At 44.9% G+C, this 22,271-nt stretch carries 14 protein-coding genes and 2 pseudogenes; 5 read left to right on the plus strand and 11 right to left on the minus strand.

Annotated elements, in window-relative coordinates; genetic code table 11:
- Positions 1-462 precede the first annotated feature (462 nt).
- Both AAFP14_RS05170 and tnpA read right to left on the minus strand, forming a co-directional pair.
- The gene (locus AAFP14_RS05170; protein WP_341731234.1) at positions 463-816 is read right to left on the minus strand and encodes a metal-sensitive transcriptional regulator; all 354 of its coding nucleotides are present in this window, start codon (positions 814-816) and stop codon (positions 463-465) included.
- A 92-nt stretch (positions 817-908) separates the two neighbouring features.
- Positions 909-1,304 (minus strand): annotated as a pseudogene (gene tnpA / locus AAFP14_RS05175) (IS200/IS605 family transposase); the annotation flags it as partial.
- Between the two features lie 50 nt (positions 1,305-1,354).
- On the opposite strand from tnpA, the gene AAFP14_RS05180 reads away from it, so the two are divergent.
- On the plus strand, positions 1,355-2,581 hold the full coding sequence (locus tag AAFP14_RS05180) for an RNA-guided endonuclease InsQ/TnpB family protein (RefSeq protein WP_341731235.1): 1,227 nt from the start codon (positions 1,355-1,357) through the stop codon (positions 2,579-2,581).
- Positions 2,582-2,605: 24 nt separating this feature from the next.
- On the plus strand, positions 2,606-3,808 hold the full coding sequence (locus AAFP14_RS05185) for an HhoA/HhoB/HtrA family serine endopeptidase (protein ID WP_341731236.1): 1,203 nt from the start codon (positions 2,606-2,608) through the stop codon (positions 3,806-3,808).
- A gap of 428 nt (positions 3,809-4,236) precedes the next feature.
- Here the strand turns inward: AAFP14_RS05185 and AAFP14_RS05190 are convergent, their stop codons facing one another.
- The 3 genes and pseudogenes from AAFP14_RS05190 to AAFP14_RS05200 all read right to left on the minus strand — a co-directional run bounded on the left by AAFP14_RS05190 (position 4,237) and on the right by AAFP14_RS05200 (position 7,817).
- A complete protein-coding gene (locus AAFP14_RS05190; protein ID WP_341731237.1) occupies positions 4,237-4,368 on the minus strand; it encodes a hypothetical protein in 132 nt (43 codons plus the stop codon).
- Between the two features lie 94 nt (positions 4,369-4,462).
- A pseudogene (locus AAFP14_RS05195) lies at positions 4,463-4,741 on the minus strand (IS701-like element ISAcma42 family transposase); the annotation flags it as partial.
- A gap of 76 nt (positions 4,742-4,817) precedes the next feature.
- Positions 4,818-7,817 carry a DUF4347 domain-containing protein gene (locus AAFP14_RS05200; protein ID WP_341731238.1) on the minus strand — a complete coding sequence of 1,000 codons (3,000 nt, stop codon included), beginning with the start codon at positions 7,815-7,817 and terminating at the stop codon, positions 4,818-4,820.
- Positions 7,818-8,328: 511 nt separating this feature from the next.
- On the opposite strand from AAFP14_RS05200, the gene AAFP14_RS05205 reads away from it, so the two are divergent.
- Positions 8,329-8,472 (plus strand): hypothetical protein, encoded by a 144-nt coding sequence (locus tag AAFP14_RS05205; protein ID WP_341731239.1) that lies wholly within the window; start codon positions 8,329-8,331, stop codon positions 8,470-8,472.
- A 170-nt stretch (positions 8,473-8,642) separates the two neighbouring features.
- Here the strand turns inward: AAFP14_RS05205 and AAFP14_RS05210 are convergent, their stop codons facing one another.
- Positions 8,643-9,857, minus strand: a complete 1,215-nt coding sequence (locus AAFP14_RS05210; RefSeq protein ID WP_341731240.1) for a glutathione S-transferase family protein — start codon at positions 9,855-9,857, stop codon at positions 8,643-8,645.
- A 39-nt stretch (positions 9,858-9,896) separates the two neighbouring features.
- Between AAFP14_RS05210 and AAFP14_RS05215 the strand changes: the two genes are divergently transcribed.
- Positions 9,897-10,106: a hypothetical protein gene (locus AAFP14_RS05215; protein WP_341731241.1), complete on the plus strand. Its 210-nt coding sequence runs from the start codon at positions 9,897-9,899 to the stop codon at positions 10,104-10,106.
- A 547-nt stretch (positions 10,107-10,653) separates the two neighbouring features.
- Here AAFP14_RS05215 and AAFP14_RS05220 read toward each other — a convergent pair.
- From AAFP14_RS05220 to AAFP14_RS05240, 5 genes are all read right to left on the minus strand, one after another.
- Positions 10,654-15,177, minus strand: a complete 4,524-nt coding sequence (locus tag AAFP14_RS05220) for an Ig-like domain-containing protein (RefSeq protein WP_341731242.1) — start codon at positions 15,175-15,177, stop codon at positions 10,654-10,656.
- 87 nt (positions 15,178-15,264) lie between these two features.
- A complete protein-coding gene (locus AAFP14_RS05225) occupies positions 15,265-16,473 on the minus strand; it encodes a trypsin-like serine peptidase (RefSeq protein WP_341731243.1) in 1,209 nt (402 codons plus the stop codon).
- A gap of 50 nt (positions 16,474-16,523) precedes the next feature.
- Entirely contained in the window at positions 16,524-17,015 is a 492-nt protein-coding gene (locus AAFP14_RS05230) for a DUF1036 domain-containing protein (protein WP_341731244.1), read from the minus strand.
- 71 nt (positions 17,016-17,086) lie between these two features.
- On the minus strand, positions 17,087-17,659 hold the full coding sequence (locus AAFP14_RS05235) for an RICIN domain-containing protein (protein ID WP_341731245.1): 573 nt from the start codon (positions 17,657-17,659) through the stop codon (positions 17,087-17,089).
- Between the two features lie 87 nt (positions 17,660-17,746).
- Entirely contained in the window at positions 17,747-18,304 is a 558-nt protein-coding gene (locus AAFP14_RS05240; protein ID WP_341731246.1) for a DUF1036 domain-containing protein, read from the minus strand.
- Between the two features lie 223 nt (positions 18,305-18,527).
- Between AAFP14_RS05240 and AAFP14_RS05245 the strand changes: the two genes are divergently transcribed.
- Positions 18,528-22,160 carry a WD40 domain-containing protein gene (locus tag AAFP14_RS05245; protein ID WP_341731247.1) on the plus strand — a complete coding sequence of 1,211 codons (3,633 nt, stop codon included), beginning with the start codon at positions 18,528-18,530 and terminating at the stop codon, positions 22,158-22,160.
- The last annotated feature ends 111 nt before the right edge of the window (positions 22,161-22,271 follow it).

The raw sequence follows: 22,271 nt of genomic DNA on the forward strand, positions 1-22,271 counted from the left end.
AAAAAGGGTTTTGTAGGGGTAGCGCCAAGAGTGCCTACCCCTGCCACCAACGATCCAATGCGCGTTTGGGGCTGACCGGGCCGGCACTCTTGGCACGGCCCCTACAGAGAATGAAACCGCCCTGGGCTGCCCCCCGTGGCTGCCCCCATCTCACCAAACACATACAAAATCGTGAAAGAAGAGGGTAGGCACGGGGCACTACCCCTACAAAATGATGATTTGTCACCAGAATGAAACAGCCCTGGGCTGTCAAGGGCTGGCTGTTTCATTCTCAAGAAAAGGATGATTGTCTAGGGGTAGTGCCTTTCTTTGCCTACCCCCCTCACTTGAATATCAATCTAAAAAGTCAAAATAGGGCTGATATTTGGTACCAAGTTGTACGCGCGATGAATGAATTGCGCCCTAGGTACAGCTTGCAGGTTTTGCTGTTTTTTAGTTGTTCGATCTTGAAATTGTCTGCATCTAAGGCAAAAACCGATCCAAAGCAGCTTTCAACTCTTCAATTTCCGTATCAATATTGCCTTCCTTAGCAGCTCTACCAATACATTGAGTTAAATGTTCGTCAAGAATGATTCTCGCGACGCGATCGAGAGCTCCTCTAACCGCAGCAACTTGTACTAGAACTTCAGGACAGGGGCGATTTTCCTGTACCATAGTTTTAATTCCACGAACGTGTCCCTCAATCCGAGACAAGCGATTCACCAGCCGTCGCATGGATTCTTCATCGTGATGGTGAGGGTGAGCAGAGTCACCATCGTGATGGTGGTGAGAATTTGAGGGCAAAGATGGGTCAGCAGAAGTATCAGATAAGATCATTGGGGTAAAATTTAATAGTTAGAATTCAGAATATCTTGAGTTTGTGCTCCCGTTCCTGACCAAAAAACGGGGATACAAGCCCCGTCCTTAAAGGACGGCTTTTCTTGATTTCTAATATAATCCTTCAGGACTTCTAGAGGTGTACCACCTGCGGAAACCGCAAAATAACTAGGACTCCACAAAGCTTCTTTATGGGGTTTTTTGTATCCGGCCTGTCCTTCGCGACGACTGGAAACCCCTTTGAGAGCGTTAACAATTTGAGAAACTGAAAGCTTCGGCGGATACTCAATCAGTACATGAACATGATTCCCTTCACCGTTAAACTCTAGCACTTGAAAATTCATCTTTTGGTCAACCTCTCGAAACGACCTTTCAATCAAATCAAGGCTTTCGTCTGTAAACACAGACCGACGGTACTTCGTAACACAGACAAAGTGCATTTTAAGTTCTGTAACAGAATGGCGTTCCCGGCGATAAACGGTTGTCATTTTTGGCAAACCAAGATACGATTTCGTAGCAGACCAATCCTAGCACACTCATGAAAGCAAGATTTCGCTACAGGTTTTACCGGACCAGTCAACAGCAGCAGAGTTTGGCTCAGTTGTTCGGCTGTGTTCGCGTAGTCTGGAACGATGCCCTCGCTCTCTGCAAGCAATCCGATAAAAAGCCAAGTTCAGCGGATTTGCAAAAAATCGTTATTACTCAGGCTAAGAATACCGAAGAAAGAGCTTGGCTAGGAGATGTGTCGTGCGTCCCATTACAACAGTCGGTTGCCGACGTGGATGTCGCTTTCAAGAACTTTTTCAACTCCTGTAAAGGAAAGCGAAAAGGACGCAAAGTCGGATATCCCAAGTTCAAAAGAAGAACCAGCAGTCAGTCGGCGCGTTTTAGAATTGGAGGATTTTCCTTCAAAGGTGATGGAGTCTATTTAGCAAAGATTGGAATTGTCAATCCAATATGGTCTAGAGAATTACCATCAACATCCAGTTCTGTGACAGTGATTAAAGACTGTGCAAACCGCTATTTCTTAAGTTTTGTTGTAGAGGTTGAGTCAGTTCAATCCGAAGCCAAGAATCCCAGCGTCGGAATCGACCTAGGGATTAAAACTTTTGCAGTAATGAGCAATGGTGAAAAAGCTGAAAGTCCTGGCTATAAAAAGCTAGATCGGAAAGTTCGCAAACTGCAACGCAAATTAACTCGCCAACCAAAGGAATCTAAGAGAAGGAATGTAACTCGAATCAAGATTGCCAAACTACACAATCGAATTGGCGACACCCGCAAAGACTTCTTGCACAAACTGTCAACCAAAATAGTCAACGAAAACCAAGTGATTATTGTGGAAGACCTCAACCTTTCGGGCATGGTGAAGAATCGGAAACTTTCAAGAGCAATTAGTCAGCAAGGATGGTACGAATTCCGAACACTTTGCGAAGCTAAAGCTGAAAAGTTCGACAGGCAATTCAAGGTAATTAGTCGATGGGAACCAACCAGTCAAGTCTGTTCAGACTGTGGCTTTAAATGGGGAAAGATTGATTTATCTATTCGCTCAGTGCTTTGCCTAAGTTGTGGTACCCACCAAGATAGAGATGAAAATGCAGCCAGAAATATAGAGAAAGTCGGGATGGGGAATCGCCACGACTCTAAACGGGCGCTGAGGGATTGTAAGACTACTCCGGTAGCAGAACCTTGTGAAGCGTCAAGAATCACCGCCCATGAAAGGCCCGTGAGTATTTTAATCGGCACCAGAACTCCAGCGCCCAACTAACTCAGCTAGCATAAAATTCACGCTATGGGAATACTCAAGTTTTTTCGCCCAGCACCCCGAATAGTGTCTTCGCTGTTGGGCGTATTTTTAGGAATTACGATCGCCCTACAGGCTTGGACAATCAGCCCAGCATCAGCATCAGCGACTGTTCCAAATCCCCAAAAGTTGGCACTCAGGGGCTCAGAATTATCAGCGACTGCTAGCAACAATAGTTTTGTGACGCTAGCAGTCGATCGCGTCGGACCAGCAGTGGTGCGAATTGATACCGAGCGCACTGTTAGCCGCAACCTCGATCCAGTCATGGAAGACCCGTTATTTAGGAGATTTTTTGGAGACGAGTTTCCTACCCAAAGCCCGAAACAAGAACGCCTGCGGGGTCAAGGTTCCGGCTTCGTCATCGACAAAAGCGGGACTGTATTAACCAACGCTCATGTGGTGGATAAAGCCGATCGAGTGACTGTCACCTTAAATGACGGGAGCGTTTTTCCGGGAGAAGTGTTAGGTACGGATGAGGTGACAGATTTGGCTGTTGTCAAAATTAATACTAAGGGTGTTAACTTGCCGGTGGCCGCTTTGGGAGATTCTGATGCGGTGAAAGTGGGAGATTGGGCGATCGCCGTGGGAAACCCCCTAGGATTTGATAATACCGTCACCTTGGGAATTATCAGTACCTTGAAGCGATCGAGCGCAGCCGTGGGGATTCCCGACAAGCGCCTCGATTTCATTCAAACAGACGCAGCCATCAATCCCGGCAATTCCGGCGGCCCCCTGTTAAACGGTTTAGGAGAAGTAATCGGCATCAATACAGCAATTCGAGCCGATGCAATGGGTATTGGCTTTGCAATTCCCATCAACAAAGCCAAAGCTATTTACACACAGTTAGCCCGCGGAGAACAAGTCAGTCACCCATTTTTGGGAATTCAAATGATTGATTTGACTCCAGAAATTGCTAGAGAGAATAATGCCGATCCGAATGCTCCTTTGATGATACCGGAAGTGAGAGGGGTGTTAGTGATGCGAGTTGTGCCAAATACGCCTGCGGAGAAAGCGGGAATTCGCAAGGGAGATGCGATCGTTCAAATTGACGGCGAGGCTGTCACGACGGCGGCAAAGTTGCAAAATCTGGTGGAAAATAGCCAAATCGGTCAAAGTTTGAAACTGAAACTGCGGCGAGGTTCTTTGACGAAAGATGTTGTTGTTCAAACGGCTCAATTGAGGGATTTTTAGAGTATAAGGGGGTATTTTTCCCAGTCTAGGAGTGAAGAGTAGATTGTGACGCCAGTAGGGGCAATCCAGAAGTGGTTGCCCCATTTGTGCCTTCTGTGGATTTTGAGCTTGAGGGTTGCGTTTTCAAGCAGTAGAAATTGTTACTCCCGATATGTTTATTGATAGGTTTAGTTAATTGTAATTCGGCTATTATAACCAATTGTTCAGGCAAAAGTTTAAGTTGACCCCCACATCGATGGGTTTGAGGGGAAATACTTTGGGTTTGGCGATATTGTTTGAGCAATTTTTGCACAAAACTTAGAGCCACGCAAAAACGCTTGGCTATTTGTCTTTGTGAGAGCGGCTCACTATGATAAACATTAATTATTTTTTGCCGAAAGTCAACCGAGTAAGATTGATTTTTTCGTAATGTATGATACTTTCTACAATCACGGAATAGCTTTTCGCGATCGACTGCTGTGACACGATCGACTGTGGGCGATCGACTGCTGTGACACGATCGACTGTGGGCGATCGACTGCTGTGGGCGATCGCGAAGGAGTGATCTGGGCTTCAATCACAAAATTGAATGAGAGCTGTGCGATCTTTTTTAATTTAATATTTCCACTCTCTTCTTGTCAGTTACATTGTATCTCATCTACCTGAAAAAGGCTATAATTCAGGATGTTTTGGTTCACTATAAAGCTTTTCTATGACGGTATCATCAACACTTAATATCCCTCCTTCTAAGTTGATAACTTTCTCTATCATCCCGAATAAGTCTTTCGGTTCATATCTTTCTCTGAGCAAAAAGCGATTGATGCTATCATGGGAAACGTCTCCCAATATCTCTGCTAACCTACTGCACCCCCCAAACTTGGGTTTGGAGAGTAAAAATAAAGTGTAAATGTCCTTATTGCATTGCGCTGTCGAGGTTTGAGTTATTTTTCTGATTGTCCGATACCGGTTAGTAGACGTTCCCTCTTGATCAATTCACTATTTGGTTATTTTGTCAATGCGTAAGTCCTAGCTAAGCAGGAACCCAACGGAAGATAGTTCCATTCCCCAGATTGACGCCGTACATATTGCCATCGGGGCCTTTTTCCATATCGACTACATTGGGTAGCCCAGAGTCAAACACCCGAGTTCCGGTTATATTGCGATTTTGATCGAGGGTAGCTTCATAAATATTACCTTCCCCAACATCGCCATAAATCAGCCGATTGTTGTCATAAAAATCACCCATGATGATGGCGATCGCTCCATTAGCATGGGTACGAGCATAAATCGGAGCCGTTACTGATTGACCGCTGGCATAAAATGCTTGAGCTTCTGGTAAACTAGCGTATCCAGTCGATTGTTGCACGCTGACACCATTTCCCCCCTCATAATAAGGCCACCCAAAATTTACTCCTCGACCTCGATTAATTTCTTCCCAACTATTCCAACCTACATCACCAATTACTGGCAATCCAGTCACTGGATCGAAGGTGAAACGGAATGGATTTCGCACACCATAATCAAACACTTTGTCGCGATTGTTATCTGCACCATCGCTGCCATTAAAGAATGGATTATCGGATAATCCTGCACCTGTAATTGGATCGATTCTGAGTATTTTTCCGGAAAGATTATTTAAGTCTTGAACGCGCACGGTGCGCGGATCGGCAAAATTGTAGGAAGTGCCATCACCATTGCTGACGTACAAAGCACCATCGCTACCAAAGTGAACTGCACCGATGCTGTGGGATTCGCTATCGGTTGCTAAATAGTCGCGAATGTTGTTAGTTACATTGCCGTTAGCGTCGCGTTCTAGCAGCGTTTGGGGAGCTACAATTGTCGTGCCATTGTTAATTCCTGAAGGCGGAATTGATGAATCGTTGGTGCTATTGCCATCCGGACGACTTGTATATTGCCAACTGCTATTTTTACCCAACAAAACTACTTCGCTTCCGGGGACGGCGGTAATATTACCAGTGCCATCGGTTGTCGCCGTAACGCGAAGCAATTGCGATGGACGATTCCCGGCTCCATCTCGATCGTCTAAAGTTGTACCTGGGTTAATATTATTGGCGACTTCTGGCGGATCGTAGGTATAGAGGAGATAAACGTAGGGATTGGTGGCAAAGTTAGGATGAATTGCCATCCCCAACAAACCGCGATCGCGCGTATTATTAACCAGGTTGGAAATGTTAACAAACGGCGTTGCTTGCAATGTCCCATTTCTGAATACGCGAACGACGCCATCTTTCTGCGCGATCAACATATTGCTACCATCCGGCGTCCAATCTACTACCGTAGGTTGGTTAAGTCCAGATACCACATTTTGGCGAGTAAAACTGGGATCGTTATCTACAATAGTTAGCGTCGCCGTATTTGGAGAACCAATTGTTGTCCATTTACCGGGGTTGCTGAGTGCGATGTTGAGCGTTTCGCTCGATTCGATCGCAGCGTCATTGATAATTGGAATCGAAATTGTCTTGGTAGTTTCTCCCGAGGCAAAACTGACGGTTCCTGAAGTTGCCGTGTAGTCTGAGGATGCGATCGCCGTACCGTTGCTAGTGGCATAATTTACCGTTGCAGGTTTGCCAAGATTACCTGCTCGTTGAACGGTAATTGAAGCATTTCCGCCATTTTCATTCGCGCTATAACTGGACTGAAGAAAGCTAACCGTAGACGGGCTATCATCATCAACGAGCGTGAATGTAGCTGTTCTGGGAGTACCAACTTGACCGACTCCATTAGTTCCCAACAACCCTATAGTAAATGTTTCATCGGGTTCAAATACATCATCGTTAATCAAGTTAATCTCAATTGTTTTGCTGGTTTCTCCATCTAAAAACGTCACGCTTCCATTCGGAATATCCACATAGTCCGATCCAGCTAAAGCCGTTTGATCGTCAACACTATAATTAACCGTTACGGCACCGCTACTTCCACCCGTTCTCACCACCGTCAGCGTTGCTTTACCCGCGTCTTCACTTACAGGAGGCGGAGTAGAAGTTGCCAAAGCGATCGTACCCGGATTCGGTGGAATCGTACTAAACAGCTTCGACTGGGGAATAATTTGCTTGCTTTGGCTGGGACTTGCCCAAGAAAGATTCACCAGCGCATCTGCGTTATTTTCTACATACTCTAAACGCACATCATATCGTTGACCGGCATTGAGGCGAATTGTGCCGCTAGCTTCTTGCCCTCTTCTTGTAGAATTGATTATTTGCTGCCCGTTAATCCACAGCCTCGCGGTATCATCAGGAGTGCTAAAAAAAGTGTAGTTTTCCGTATAATCAGCGAGAACTTGACCCGTCCAACGAATTGAAAAAGTATCTTTGTCAATTGAACTAGCAGGCGATCCTTTGGCCCAGTTAAAGTTAACTGTTGGATCGGTGCGGGTAATCCTAGAATTGGTAAAATTATTGTTATCAAAATACTCGCCCCGCAACCCGTCCCCGCCATTCAGAATTCCTGCGTAAGACTGTAGAACTTGAGGTTGAAAAGCAGAAGTTAATTTCATCCGTCCAGTCTTAACTTCCAGATCCCAGTCACCGCCTCGCGCGGCGCTACCCGTGAGATTGGATGAAGCCGCAATGTCCGTCCCGGTTAAATCTCTCAAATCTTGGATAAACTGCTTGCCCTCTTCTCCAGCAGCGACATGACATCCATAAAGCAGAACCTCGGCACTGGGAGTCAAATAATTCGCCCAACTTTGCAATTCTTCACTGTAGCCGTCGAGGGTATTAGAGTTAACTTCTGCGTTTCCTAAGTACAATTTTCCCGCTTGTCCATGGGAGACAATATGCACGCTGGAAATGTTGTTCCGCTGAGACAATACCTCACTAATTTGCTCAATCCCATCCTTTGATGGGTCGAGAACGATCGCTTCTGCATCTGCCAACACCCCTGCTGCAAGTGTTTGATAATCCTCTACCCCTGGATCGATAAAAACAATAGCACCTGTAGAGTTTGCAGGCAATAGCTGTTGCCTTCTGTTGTTCTCAAAAGGGGAGTCCTTGCTAGAATTTACAAACATTGACTAAATCCTTTTTATAGAATGATAACTGCAATGCCTATGTTAATGCTAAATAGTGCGTCAAATTAGCTTTAGCAACAATTTTTTACTTGTTTGCAGCGTTTTTCCTACTGTTCCTACTTTTTTATGTCAGGACTTACGCAAAAAACCAGGTTTCTACGAAAAATCGTGGGTTTTACTGATAGCTAAAAAAAGATAAGGACTTCCATGTTTCGCGACTTGCATCGGAAACTATTTCTGATAAGTTTTAGCAACTATAACTGTTCTTAGAGAAAATTTATATAAAGTTTATATAAAGTTGTGTTTATAAATACCTGTTTAATTAAAGTTTTGATAAAGATGGAGAAAACTTAGAGCCACGCAAAAACGCTTGGCTATTTGTCTTTGTGAGAGCGGCTCACTATGATAAACATTAATTATTTTTGGCCGAAAGTCAACCGAGTAAGATTTAATTTTTCGTAATGTATGATGCTTTCTACAATCAGGGAATAGCTTTTCGCGATCGACTGCTGTGACACGATCGACTGCTGTGGGCGATCGACTGCTGTGGGCGATCGACTGCTGTGACACGATCGACTGCTGTGACACGATCGACTGCTTTTCGCGATCGACTGCTATGACACGATCGACTGCTGTGGGCGATCGACTGCTATGACACGATCGACTGCTGTGGGCGATCGCGCAGGAGTGATCTGGGCTTCAATCACAAAATTGATCGTTATCTGAGAGTGCATCAATAATGCAGATTGCAAGTAGGGTGCGTCGCGATCTATAATCTGCAAGTTATATCCAAAATCTCGCAGCGACGCACCCTACGGATTAACACTACACAAAATTAGCCGGATCTTGATCGCGCCGATGCTTCAGCAGAATCGGAGAACCTTGGCCATCACCCACCAAAGCCGCCGTTTCCTCCAAAGCCTCCCTCAGCCGCTTCGCCGCGTAAATAGACATATCGCGGGGCACATTCACGCGATCGCGCAAATACCGCAAAGCCCCATCAGAACCACCCGGCGGCGTACAAATTTCACCAGTCATCATCAAAGTTAAAGCACAACGCAAAGCCTCATCAAATAAATTGTCATCAGCAGGATTAACTTTAATAATGTTGCGATGATGCTTAATAACGCGGTGGAGTGCTTCAGCGCGGGAGGTTTCCGGTTCTGGATACATCACATCCGGCAATCCAGCCCAAGGCCCATTATCCACGCGGGTTTTGTTGACTAGCATCTGCGGTTCGCCGTTTTCATAACAGCCGCCCATTTGAGGTGGCAAATCGTGTACATGAGTATGGAAATCACTCTGAGTACCGCGATAGGTGGGGCGGGTTTCCATCGCCGCAAACCAGTCAGCAAATCGCGGGTTTTCTTCCCGCATGGAGTAGCCTTTGTAATAGTAAAGACTGGCATTCATCCGTTCGACGTAGGGCGTAAAGATGACATCCGCAGTGCCAAATTCAGTGAGGAAATAAGGCCCTGGAGTGCTAGCTAGGGCGGCTTCAACTTGGGCGACGACGCTGATAAATTGGTTGCGGTTGTGTTGTTCTGCTTTGGCTGAATTTGCTGGGTAGCACAGCCAAGTACACCAGGCTCTAAACAGTAGTCTTTCTAACCGCCTCATGGTTATGACTGCGGGGTGTTCCATGCCCAAACTCAAGGGGCCGAAGACTCGTTCTAGGGCGATTAAGATGTCGTCGCTTTCGGTGATGATGCGGCCGTCTAGTTCGATCGCCGGTAGCATTCCTGACGGTACTTTGCGCTTGTACCAGATTTCTTTTTCCCCATAGCAGAACATGGTAACTTTCTCAATGCGGTAGGGGATTTGTTTTTCTTCCAACCACAGCCAGATTTTTTGGCAGTAGGGACACCACGCATGATTGTCGCGGTAGAGGGTGACTCGCACATCGGATTCGGTTTTTCCGAAGAGGCGCAACCGGGATTGGGCGTTGGTTGGGCCGTTGGTGCGATCGATTTCAAAGTCTGTGAGGGCTGCTAATTCTGTCCAGCTTAGGGGAGAGGCGATCGTAGGGGTGGATGTCATGGGTGAATTAGTGCTGATGATGGTAGAAATATAGACTAAATGTATATCGTTTATTGGTTGCGATCGCCCCGAAGCCAATGGCAAATTTGCCATTGGCTGATGTTTGTTACTGACTACACCATCCCTACTGGCGATCGCAACTCGATCGGCACTTACACACAAGTAATATCAAATCCGGCAGCATCGGAATTATTATTAGCCGAAATTAGGAGACGGCAGTGCCGTGTCCCTACAATTAATCTGGCGTAGGGATACGGCACTGCCCATAGGTGTCAACTTAAGCCTGAAACCCTTGAGAAATCTCGTTTATATCCGAGTCCAGATCCCCCTAAATCCCCCTTAAGAAGGGGGACTTTGAGAAGACTCCTGTCCCCCCCTTCTTAAGGGGGGCTAGGGGGGATCTAGATTTAATAGTCAAACAACAGTCTCTGACTGGGTTTGACGTTAAGTTGACACCAATAGGCAGTGCCCAAAGCGTGTCAACTTAAGCTTTTCCACCAGTCTTCCCGCCCACCCGCGAGTCCGCCAGGGAATGAATTCCCTGTCTCATAGCGAAAGTCCTCTCAAAGAGGACTGAAGAACTCATTAGTCGTCTTCAGACGACTTTAGCTTTGAGGCAGGGGTTTAAACCCCTGCCGGACTGTCGGTTTGAGGTTAAGTTGACACCAATAGGCACTGCCGTCTCCTCGCTAATCATAACGAGTGCAACCGGAATAACGTATTTCTGTCATTGCGAGGCACGAAGCAATCTCAAAACCCTTGGCACACCGTAGAGCGTGCGTAAGTCCTGTCGATCTCAAATCAGAGCGAACATATCTTGGGTAAGTGAGCTGGATGACAAACCAGTGACAGACGCTAACAACTCACCAGTGCTGGCGATACGGATCAGGGTGTCCTGCGCTTGCATACCACTACCCTGGCTAATTGTCAACTGGTCAAATCTGACACCGCCGCTTAATCCCAATAAATCTTGACCAATCTGGAAATCAGTAATGGTGTCTACTCCTGCACCAGAGGTGAGCACAAAGCGATCGCGACCCTCACCACCGATCAGCGAATCATTGCCTACACCGCCATTGAGCAGGTCATCACCAGCACCACCATACACAGTATCATTTCCCAAGTCTCCAAAAAGGGTGTCATTTCCCAAGTCCCCGGAAACTAGGTCATCGTCCTTACCGCCGTGGACAACATCATTACCTTTACCGCCATAGACAGTATCATTTCCCATGTCTCCGAAGAGGGTATCATCTCCTGAATCTCCTAAAACCAGGTCATTATCTTTGCCACCGCGAACAATATCGTTGCCTTTACCGCCGTAAAGAGAATCGTTTCCCCGATCGCCGTTGAGAACGTCTTTGCCTTTATTGCCATAGAGCAAGTCATTACCCAATCCACCAACAAGAGTGTCATTTCCCAACTTACCGATTAAGACATCATCATTTTGAGTACCTGCGATTGAGTCGTCATTGTCCGTGCCAATTAAGGTGTCACCGGCGATCGCCTCAAGCGTTTGCGTTGGTTCTGGATTGGGTGTTGGTGTCGGGATTGGTTCTGGATTAGGTGTTGGAGTTGGTTCTGGATTGGGTGTTGGAGTTGGTTCTGGATTGGGTGTTGGAGTTGGTTCTGGATTGGGTGTTGGAGTTGGTTCTGGATTGGGTGTTGGTTCAAGAATAGAATTCGGTGTTGGTGTTGGGGTTGGATTCGGTGTTGGTGTCGGTGTTGGATTCGATGTTGGTGTCGGTGTTGGATTCGATGTTGGTGTCGGTGTTGGATTCGATGTTGGTGTCGGTGTCGGTGTTGGTGTCGGTGTCGGTGTTGGTGTCGGGGCCGGAGTGGGATTCGGTGTTGGTGTTGGGGTCGGAGTGGGATTCGGTGTCGGGGTGGGAGTGGGTTCTGGGTTGCTGGCAGCTTTCACTGTGACGATCGCCTTGGCAGTCCCACTACCGCCATTGCTGTCACTCACAGTGTAATCAAATGTCGCCTCTCCAATGAAATTTGTGGTAGGGGTGAAAACAACTTTGCCATCTTGGTCGAGTACAACACTACCGTTGTTAGCATTACCAACCTTGCTAATATTTAGAACATCGCCGTCTTTATCGCTGTCGTTAGCCAGTAGGGTTGTTGAGGCGATCGTAACGGGAGTATTTTGATTGGTAGTAGCGGTGTCATCCTGCGCTAGCGGTGCATCGTTGACGGGAGCGATCGCCAGCGTCACGATTTGGGAGTCTTTCCCGCCTTTGCCATCGCTGACAGTATAGCTAAAGGTTCCAGCAGCACCATTAGCATTAGCAACAGGAGCAAATACTAATCCTGTTAGCTTATCAATCGTTAAGGTATTTCCAACTGCCACTGCTGTATTATCAGCTAATCGAACCACACCTTTAGTTGTCTCTGGCACCGCGTCAATTGTAATAGTTAATGCGTCGCTATTTGCATCAGTTGGTGCTGTGATACCCAAGGTGGTAGCGGCGGCATCTTCTAAGACTGTTAGGGTTTTGTCATTATTTGCTATTGGCGGATTGTTGCTAGATATCGGCGCGATCTTAACATTCACGCTGGCAGTCGATGTAAAGTCAAAAATGTCAAATGCCTTAGCCGTAATAGTTCTGCTGCCAACTGTCCCTGAAAGATTGGCAAACGTAGCCTGATATTTGTTAGTACCTGTTGGAGCTGCGACAACAGTTTCGTCAGGAGCATCGACAACACCATTGCCATTGATATCAAAGGAAACACGCACTGACTTAATTGCCGAGTTGTCAGTTGCAGTTAGATCGACTGTCAAAGAACTACCAACGACTATTTCAACGCTAGGCGCTGGTTGGTTAATACTAACCAAGGGAGTTTCGCGATCGGAAGGCCCATGTAATTGTTCAATTGTTTCGAGGGTAATTTCTGAGTCTTCAGAGTCCGGCAATTTCGTACCCATTTGGTATTCTTTACCAAAGCTATTTCCTAAATTATCTAAATAGTTGGAGAAATCAAGTTTGATATGGCTCCAGTCATCAAAAGGCAGACTTCTCGAATAGTCTCGGACTAGCTCACCCTTTTGGCCTGGAAAACCCTGATAGATATAATTCATCAGGCTTTGGTAATTAACCTTGAGGTCGTAAATTGTTTTATTGTAACCGTCAGTACCAGGTGGGGTAGTTTTTAAATTATCAAATCCACCGTGAAACAAGCCCAAATTATGACCTAGTTCGTGAGCCAACGTTTGCCCTTGGTAAAATCCTTTTACATAAGGGATTTCTTTCTTCGATTCAGGTGAACTGGGATTAGGAACGTAAGATAACTTGTTATTTTGTGGGCCGCGACTGCCTTGTAGAGAAATGATTAGGTCGTTGCCAGGAATAGAATAGCGTTCTTTGCTATCGGGAACAGATATTTCAGCCCAACCTGAATTTCCGGGGAACTGATAAAGATTATTTGAATTTTTTTTTGCAACCTCATCTGCAAATATAGCATAATGGAAAGCTAGCTCTCGCGCTCGCTTGGTTGTTGTACCAAAGAAATTATTTTTGATACTTTCAAACGATCTGACGACTATAGGGCGACCCAACGGATCTGGATCTTTAAAAGTCACTGGCTCATCTGGGCCAAAGAAAACACCATGTATGTGGTTGCCAGTAACTGCTTCGGCAATCTCATCGCCTCCTTGAAGATATAGCGGGTTGGGGGCACCTCCTGCCAAAGGACTCATATTTCGATAAAGGATCTTTCCAGCATCAACGTGAACAGTGATGCCATTGCTGCCATCTGGATTTGTTAGCGGTGCCTTGGCAAACATATCCACGAGAAAATCGATCGCCTCTGGTTCAGGAGAAAAATCACGCTTCGTGACCAGATCCGGCTTCAACCAATCAATTTCTAGAAATAGGTCTTTCCGAAGGGGGTTGGCTCCCATTGCTGCCAAGTTGAGATCTACAACCCCATCTCGATCGATGTCAATTCCCTTAGTCTCCCAATCATCTAGCAAGCCATCTCCATCGGTATCAAGATGCTCGGCACGCACGACCATATCCCCTTTATCCGTAGAAGCCCAAAAAGCAAGCCTGTGGTCGCCTGGTTGTTGTTTGCTCACATCTGTTGTGGCTTTGCCGAGAGGGTCATAGACCGCGATATCTTTAACTGTGGCGTCATTAATTTTATCCCCTATTTGAATGGCAGGAATCGGACTGGTTTTATTAAAATCAAGTAATTCAGGCGGTGCGGTAGGATTTAGGGGTTTTTCCACTGCAACCCGAACCGTCCAAAGACCTTCTTGACCTGAGAAAAAGAAAGGTTTATTAATAGTGGCCGGATTGTTGCGGCTAAGTGTGTTTGGTGTACCAATAAAAGAAACAACGAAGCTATCGCCAGCAGTTATGCCATTCTCTCCCTTATCTAGGTAAGAGACAGCCACTCTACTGTCCAGATCGAAGCTATCTAAGAATATAGGCTCGCCTGACTCGTCGTATCCTAATTCCGCTTTGGGTTCCGTCGTGTTTTCTCCGGCAATGGTAATAATTGTACGAAAGCCAAATTCATCTTTAATATTATTGATGCTGGCAAAAATACCAGGGCCTTTGCCTCGATCGCCTGCAAAAACAACGATGTTTCCATCATCACTAATACCCGGACTCATACCCAGTTTAGTAAATTGCCTGTAGGGAGGATTAGGACTGGCAGTGGCGATATCAACAGACTTACCTAAGTCATAATCAAACAACTTAATCGGCGAAGGCGGAGTAGTTCCATCCCCAAGCTTATTTCCAAACCGCACCACGATTTGTCCGTTGTCAGCAATCATCGGACGCGCTGCTACAGCAGATTGCGTTGAGAGTGGGATTGTGTTATATCCAATCAATGCTTTCTTAGTTGCTAATAACCGATTTACATCGTCTAAAGCAGAGAAAACTACTTCTCCCTTGTTGTTGATGCTTGGCTGGCTAAAGACGGTATCGAAAGAATCTAAAATACTGCCCGAAGTCGTTACAATATTTTCAAAATTTTCATCTTTTGTTGCTCCTGGCTTGTCAGCATTCCTGACTCTAATTGCGCCGATAGCTAAATTGTTATTAATTCTTGAATCGTGACTTACGATTTTGTTTTGATTATTAATCTGAACAGCTCGTGTGGAATTAGCAGATACAGAATTACTTCCTGTAATATCTCTAATTGCTTCACCATTGAACGGGCCAGCAAAAATATCAGTTGATATGTCGGGAGTAGCCGTAAAGGCTACGATGCCCTTATCATTAATCGATGGGTTGTCTCCTATACTTTTCCATCCCAATGTATTTGCATCTGCAATGACATCGAATTTGTAAAAAGCGCTCATAAATTATTTCCCTGTTTGTTGTGGTATTTGCATTACAGAAAATTTGCGATCGCCCTTCGCCATCCCTACTGACACAAGGGCGATCGCCTAGTTAGCATCAAAAAAAACTCCATCATCGTTAACCGAGTAAATTTCTGAATGATTATTATCATCCACGAATCTAACTCTACTGTTTCCTAAACTTGAGATATTGCTCCAAGTTTTGCGCCAACCATCGTAACGATAAAGGAATGTTAAGTTTCCTTGAGGTTCGATACGGTATATCTCACCTTTTCCAGCTTCGCGATCGTAGAAGAGAACCATATCTGTTCTGATAGCAACAATCTGATCCCAACTTTTATGCAAACCAGAATATCTTTGAATAATTTCTCCACTATCCTGGCGAGCCAAAGTACCTGTTCCATTACTCCCAAAATAGTTGATAACTTTTCCATTACCCAGGCTGACTGATATAGAACGAGCTTGTAGAATCGCTTGCGAAAATGCGAGGGTGGGAACACCTACATTTCCTTGTCCAGGAGTGTAATTTTGGGTGAAATAACTTTGAGCCGATTCGGGAGAGCGATAATCAGCAGCATTGATGGCAACAATAACTGGTTGGTTGTTCTGCCAAATGAAAATAGGTCCACCTGAACCACCTGTACCATTATCGCAGTCAGTGTGAATGAGACCATCATTAACAAAAACATCCCGAACCCGACATCGGATATGAACTTGTGCAGTTTTACCACCGACGAATTCCTGAACACTTTCATCTCCAAAGCTTGAGTAGCCTGCATAGATAACTGTTTTACCCTGTAGCTCTTGGTAGTTGAGAGACTGGTAGCCAAACCAACCATAGCGATCGCCAATCGGTCGCTCCAATCGAATTATTGCCCAGTCAGCCCTTCGGTTTTGGTTCGGATTATCTGTTCCCCACCAGTAGTAATTTCCTTGTACTGTTTCGGGAGACTGCCCATTCCTATAATTTGGGGCAAAAGTAATATTTTTGCGTTGTCCGTTCTCCCATATACAATGAGCGTTTGTCAATACTAAATCTCTGCCTATCAAGGCTCCGGTGCAGTGTCCACCATTGTCTATTTGAACTCGTCCAATAGCGCTCCAAGGGTAAGCATTGCTTCTCATCGGAACACGATCGTCATCTCCAAAGCCTAAATTGAAACTCGTCGGTCCATCGGTAATAGGTTGACCATCAATAGGAGATGGAATACCAGATGTTTGGGCAACCGCTGCATTAATTAAGTAGAAAGATAAAGCGCTAAAAAGAAGCGCTGAGGCAATATTTCTGTATTTCATCGTCTTTTATTTAATCATTGAAATTCAGTGCTTGAATCTTACGTGTAAATTTAATCTCCTAAATTGTAAGTAAAGTTCCTGGCATTACCGGTATCGACTTCGATAAAGTTCTTCCATACTCTACCTATTCCTTCACATTGTTTGTCGGCTCTAGCTAATGTAAAAGGTTTGTTTATTGTGCAAAACCTATTTTTACCGCTCCATTCTCCTCCATCTTCAGCTTTTGCGTATACATAGTAAATGCCGTTCCTTTTATTAAGCTCATGGGGATATACTCTCGCGCATTCACCAGAATTTAACTGCCACCATCCTTCAGTAGTCCAGCCTCTAGAGCGTCTTGGTGGAGTGTTGCCAAAAATATCTGATTCGGCTGCATCTATTTCCAGATACGCAAAGGCAACAGAAGCTCGATCGCCTGATTTATTACACACATCAAACCAAGCACTTGCAGTTGAAGGATACAATAGATTTAAAGCCCAAAATGTCGAGCTAACAATTATAGATGTAGACCATTTCAAAACTGCCAAATTAATTTTTGACATCGAAATCTCTCCCAAGTCGTACAAAATTTGTAGATATAGGAAATGCAAGTTTGCTTCAAGTCAACAAACAACTAAGACCCTATTCTCCTAATTGTCCATTGATTGTCATTTCCAGCATCACCACTGCCGGGCTTGCAGCGATAAACTTCGACGGGTGCCCCAGCCCAATGATCGTCTACTCCTACGACTCCTAAGCACAGACCAGTAACCCTATTTTTGATGTAACTGTATCCATTTCTTAAAGGCTGAATTGTCCATTGATTGTCATTCCCAGCATCACCACTACCGGGGTTACAGTGGTAAACTTCAACCCTTGCCCCAGGCCCATGACCATCTACTCCTACGACTCCTAAACAGAGATTGGAAACCTTATTTATGATGTGACTGTATCCATTTCCTAAATCCTTAATTGTCCATTGATTGTCATTTCCAGCATCACCACCACCGGGGTTACAGTGGTAAACCTCAACCCTTACCCCAGGCCCATGACCATCTACTCCTAGGACTCCCAAACAGAGATTGGAAACTTTATTTGTTATAAAGAAATGTGATTGCCTCTCTGCTTGAGCCTCTACCCTGGATAGTGAAGAGGCTACAAAAGCAATCGAAATTAAGCTAACTAGAATTTTTGCTTGTCTTTGCATAGTTTAAATCACCTAATTATTGATTGAGTTGTGACCAGGCTTTTAAAGAGCTTTTCGAGAAAGATGCTGAGGCGCTCTTTTGTTAACTCAGTTGGTTAAATTAAAAGAATATGCTTGGCGGCTAGGACGCACGGGTCTAAAAGCTACCATTTCTCCACCAGCTTGCTCACAGTTTTCTTTCTGATACGCTTTTTGGTATTTAAACTCGAATTCTGATGAATTAATACAATAACTTAACTTTGAGTCTGAACCCCTCCAAACAGAATCTCCACCTTTGGCGTAATATCCACGCACTCTACTTGCATCATTTTCGTATACCTTTTTGCAAGCACCAGTCTCTATCTTCCACCATCCGTGCGACTCTGTGTAACGAGGTGCGGGGAATCCGTCGCTGGGAAAAGGTCCACTGTAATCAAGTGCAATAGCAACATATACATTGTCTACACTTGTCTTATTACAGATAGTTAACCCCTTTTGAACCGGAGGAAGTCGTTGACCGGGAATTGGCTTATTACTTGGGCATAAAGCGTCTGGTACAAATGGAGGACAGTCAGCCAGAACTGACGGTTGTCTCACGAGAAGACCAAGAGGTGATACAACCAAAATACTTACAGCAAGAATTAGCGATAATTTTTTATTTGGCATTTTCCTAAAATATCCTTCCCTCTTAATATTGAAATTCACTGGTTCAATCAACCTTGATTCAGTAATAACCCGGATGCGGCAGCGGCGTCAGTGAGAAATAGTTATAAATAGTTATAACTTGAGTGTAAAATATGTTATCATCTTGAGTATAATTGCTTAATCTCCTGTGTCGTCCAGCAGGAACCACCGCTTTTTCGCTAACACACCCGATAATTTTAAATAAATGACGATCGACGAAGCACTGCTTTTCCTCGACTCCGTTCTCAAACAACAGCATCTCAACGATATTCACATACTGGTATTGCGACAGACTTGGGAAGGACACTCTTATCGAGAGATTGCCAAAAGCGCTGGTTATGATGCCGAATATATTAAGTTTGTTGGCTTTCAGTTATGGCAAGTTCTCAGTCGGGTATTTGGAGAAAAAGTCACTAAGAGTAACTTTCAGTCTGTTTTGCGACGGCAAGCACAACAGGCACAAGTCACCGCCTCACTACCAAATAGCCAAATTACTCACAATATCGACGCACAAGTCGATCGCAGTGGTACGATCGCCGATCGAGATCCTACTCACTTAACAAAAGTCAACAAATCGATTAATTGGGGAGAGGCAATTGATGTTTCTATTTTCTACGGACGTGCAGAGGAATTAGCTTTATTAGAAAAGTGGCTGATCGTCGATCGCTGTCGCCTAGTAACGCTGTTGGGAATGGGTGGAATTGGCAAAACTTCTCTCTCTATTAAAGTAGCAGAACGCATCCAAGAACAATTTGATTATATTATTTGGCACAGTCTCTGCAATGCTCCCTCTCTTCTCGATTTGTTACTAGAATTGATTCAATTTCTATCGCACCAACAAGAAACGAATTTACCGGACACGGTAGATGGTAGAATCTCGCGACTGCTGCACTATCTGCGACAACATCGGTGTCTGTTAATATTGGATAACATGGAGTCAATTCTACAGGAAGAAGAACGCACGGGTTGTTATCGAGAGGGATATGAAGGATACGGTCAACTTCTGCGATGCGTAGCTGAAATAAATCATAAAAGTACCCTGCTATTAACCAGTCGAGAAAAGCCGATCGGTTTAGCCGTTCGAGAAGGCGAAACTTTGCCCGTTCGTTCGTTACAACTGAAAGGTTTAAGCACTCCTAAAGCACGGATTTTTTTTCAACGTATCGGTGATTTTCAAGGGTCGGACTCTGAATGGGATATTTTGATATCTCATTATGGAGGAAATCCCCTAGCCTTAAAAATGGTCGCTCCCGCGATTCGCGATTTTTTTGAGAGTAGCCTCCCCAAATTTTTAGAACTTTTAAATCAAGGAACTTTAGTATTTGACGATATTCGCAATCTATTAGATAGGCAATTTAATCGTTTATTAGATTTAGAAAAAAAGGTGATGTACTGGCTGGCTATTAATCGGGAGCCAGTCTCGGCGGCCGAATTACAACAAGATTTAGTTACCAAATTAACTATCAAAGAATTACTAGAAGTTTTAGGTTCTCTCCTGAGACATTCTCTGATTGAAAAAACCTCAGAGGGCTACACTCAACAACCTGTCGTCATGGAATACATGACGGAACGATTAATCGAACAAGTCTGCACTGAAATCGCCACCAGCAAAATCGATATTCTCAGAAGCCTGGGTCTGCTCAAAGCTACAGCTAAAGAATACATTAGAGATACGCAAGCTAGTCTGATCCTCAAACCTATTGCCGATCGCCTTTTTTTTTCTTTTGAACGCCCGCAAATCATCGAAAACCAACTCAAACCCATTCTGACAGCCCTGCGCGGTAAACCCACACTAGAAACTGGCTATGTTGCGGGTAATATTATAAATCTATTGTGTCAAATGCAGACAGATTTAAGCGGTTGGGATTTTTCTCATTTGACTGTTTGGCAAGCTTATTTACCCGATACGAATTTGCATTTTGTCAACTTTGCTGGGGCAGATTTAACTAATTCTGTTTTCGCTGAAGTTTTGGGAAGCGGTTTGTCCATCGCTTTTAGCCCGGATGGAAAACTTTTAGCAATGGGCGACACTAATAGTGAGGTTCACTTGTGGCAAATGCCAGAATTTAGGCTGCTGAGAACTGGCAAAGAATACGGCAGCATTGTGCTATCCGTTGCTTTTAGTCCAGATGGAAAAACCTTTGCTACTGGCGGTAGTAACGGTACGATTAATTGCTGGGATGTTAGCAGTTGGTCGATTCGTCAAATATTGCCGGGAAATCATAGCAGTGTGCTGGGAGTGGCTTTCAGTCCAGATGGCAAGATGCTTGCTAGTAGCATCGGTGATGGAACTGTGCGTTTTTGGGATTGGAGTAATGGACGATGTTTGCTAACTTTGCCGGCACACAAAACTCAGGCTTGGTCGATCGCATTTAGTCCTCAAGGTAATATTTTAGCTAGTGGCGGTGATGACGGAATACTTAAACTGTGGGATGTTGCTACCGGACAATGCCTGAAAATGTTTGAGAGTGACTGTTGTCAAATTCGATCGGTGGCTTTCAGTTTAGATGGTAAAACTGTAGCCTGTGGCGGTCATGATGCTTTGATTCGCATCTGGGATCTTAGCACGGATCGAGTCGTTAGCATTTGCTCTGGACATTCACAAATAGTAATGTCTGTTGCCTTTAGTCCTGACGGTCAGATTTTAGCAAGTTGCAGCGAAGACAGCACCGTGAGATTGTGGGAGGTGGCATCGGGTGAGTGTCTAAAAACGCTGCAAAAACACACCAGTCGAGTTTCATCTGTCGCGTTTCGTCCAGATGGCAAAATTTTAGCTAGCACTGGTGAAGACTGTACGGTGAGACTGTGGGATGTTAAAACAGGTCATTGTCTGAAAACAGTATTGGGACAAAGCAATCCAGTAAATTCGGTAGTTTTCTCGCCCGATGGTCAAACTTTAGCCAGTAGCGATCGCGCCGTGAGATTATGGAATATCAAAACCGGGAAGTGTTTTAAAAGCATACAGGATGGACATACTAATCGATTGAAATCCATTGCCTTTAGTCCGAATGGAGACTTGTTGGCGAGTGGATTCTCTGACACTACTGTCAGGTTATGGGATGCTATGACTGGAGAATGTCTAAAAAGTTTAGAGGGTCATTCTGCTTGGGTGTGGGGAGTTGCCATCAGTCCCGACGGCAAGATATTGGCAAGTTTCAGTGAGGACCAGACCATCAAACTATGGGATATTAGCACAGGGCAATGTCTTTATATTTGTACCGAGCATGAGAGTTGGGTGATGGGAGTTACTTTTAGTCCTTCAGGTGATATCCTGGCTTCTGCAAGTACCGATAAGACGGTGAAGTTATGGGATGTCAGTACAGGGAAAGTCTTAAGCACTTTGATGGGAAATAGCGGTTGGGTTTGGTCTGTTGCCTTTAGTCCTGATGGTAATATTTTGGCAAGCAGCAATAGTGACGGTAGCATCAAGTTTTGGGATATCAATACCGGACAATGTTTGACCAGCATCGAGGGACATGATGGTATTGTGTCATCGGTAATCTTCAATCATGATGGTACACTGTTGGCGAGTGGCGGTCACGATCGAACTGTACGAGTTTGGGATGCGAGGACGAATGATTGCTTGCTACTTCTGCGGGGACACGAAAATTGGGTGTGGTGTGTTGCTTTTAGTTTAGATAGTCAAATGTTGGCTAGCAGCAGTCAAGATGAGACGATTAAGTTTTGGGATGCAGTAACGGGTGATTGTCTCAAAACTTTGCCTGTTCCGAAACCTTATGAAGGATTAAATATTATGGGTGTTAAAGGTGTAACTGAGGCGACTGCGGCGATGTTCAAAACACTGGGGGCAGTTGAAGTAAGTCGATCGTGGTTGTAGGATTCTTAAGAACAGGCAAGATGCCTGGGTGCATCTCAATGAGTGCAAATATATTCGTAGGGGCGAAGCCTATGCAAAATCGGGATGCTCCCAGATGCCTGTTCCATAAAG

It is taken from the genome of Microcoleus sp. EPA2, from assembly GCA_020882975.1.
GTDB lineage: Bacteria > Cyanobacteriota > Cyanobacteriia > Cyanobacteriales > Microcoleaceae > Microcoleus.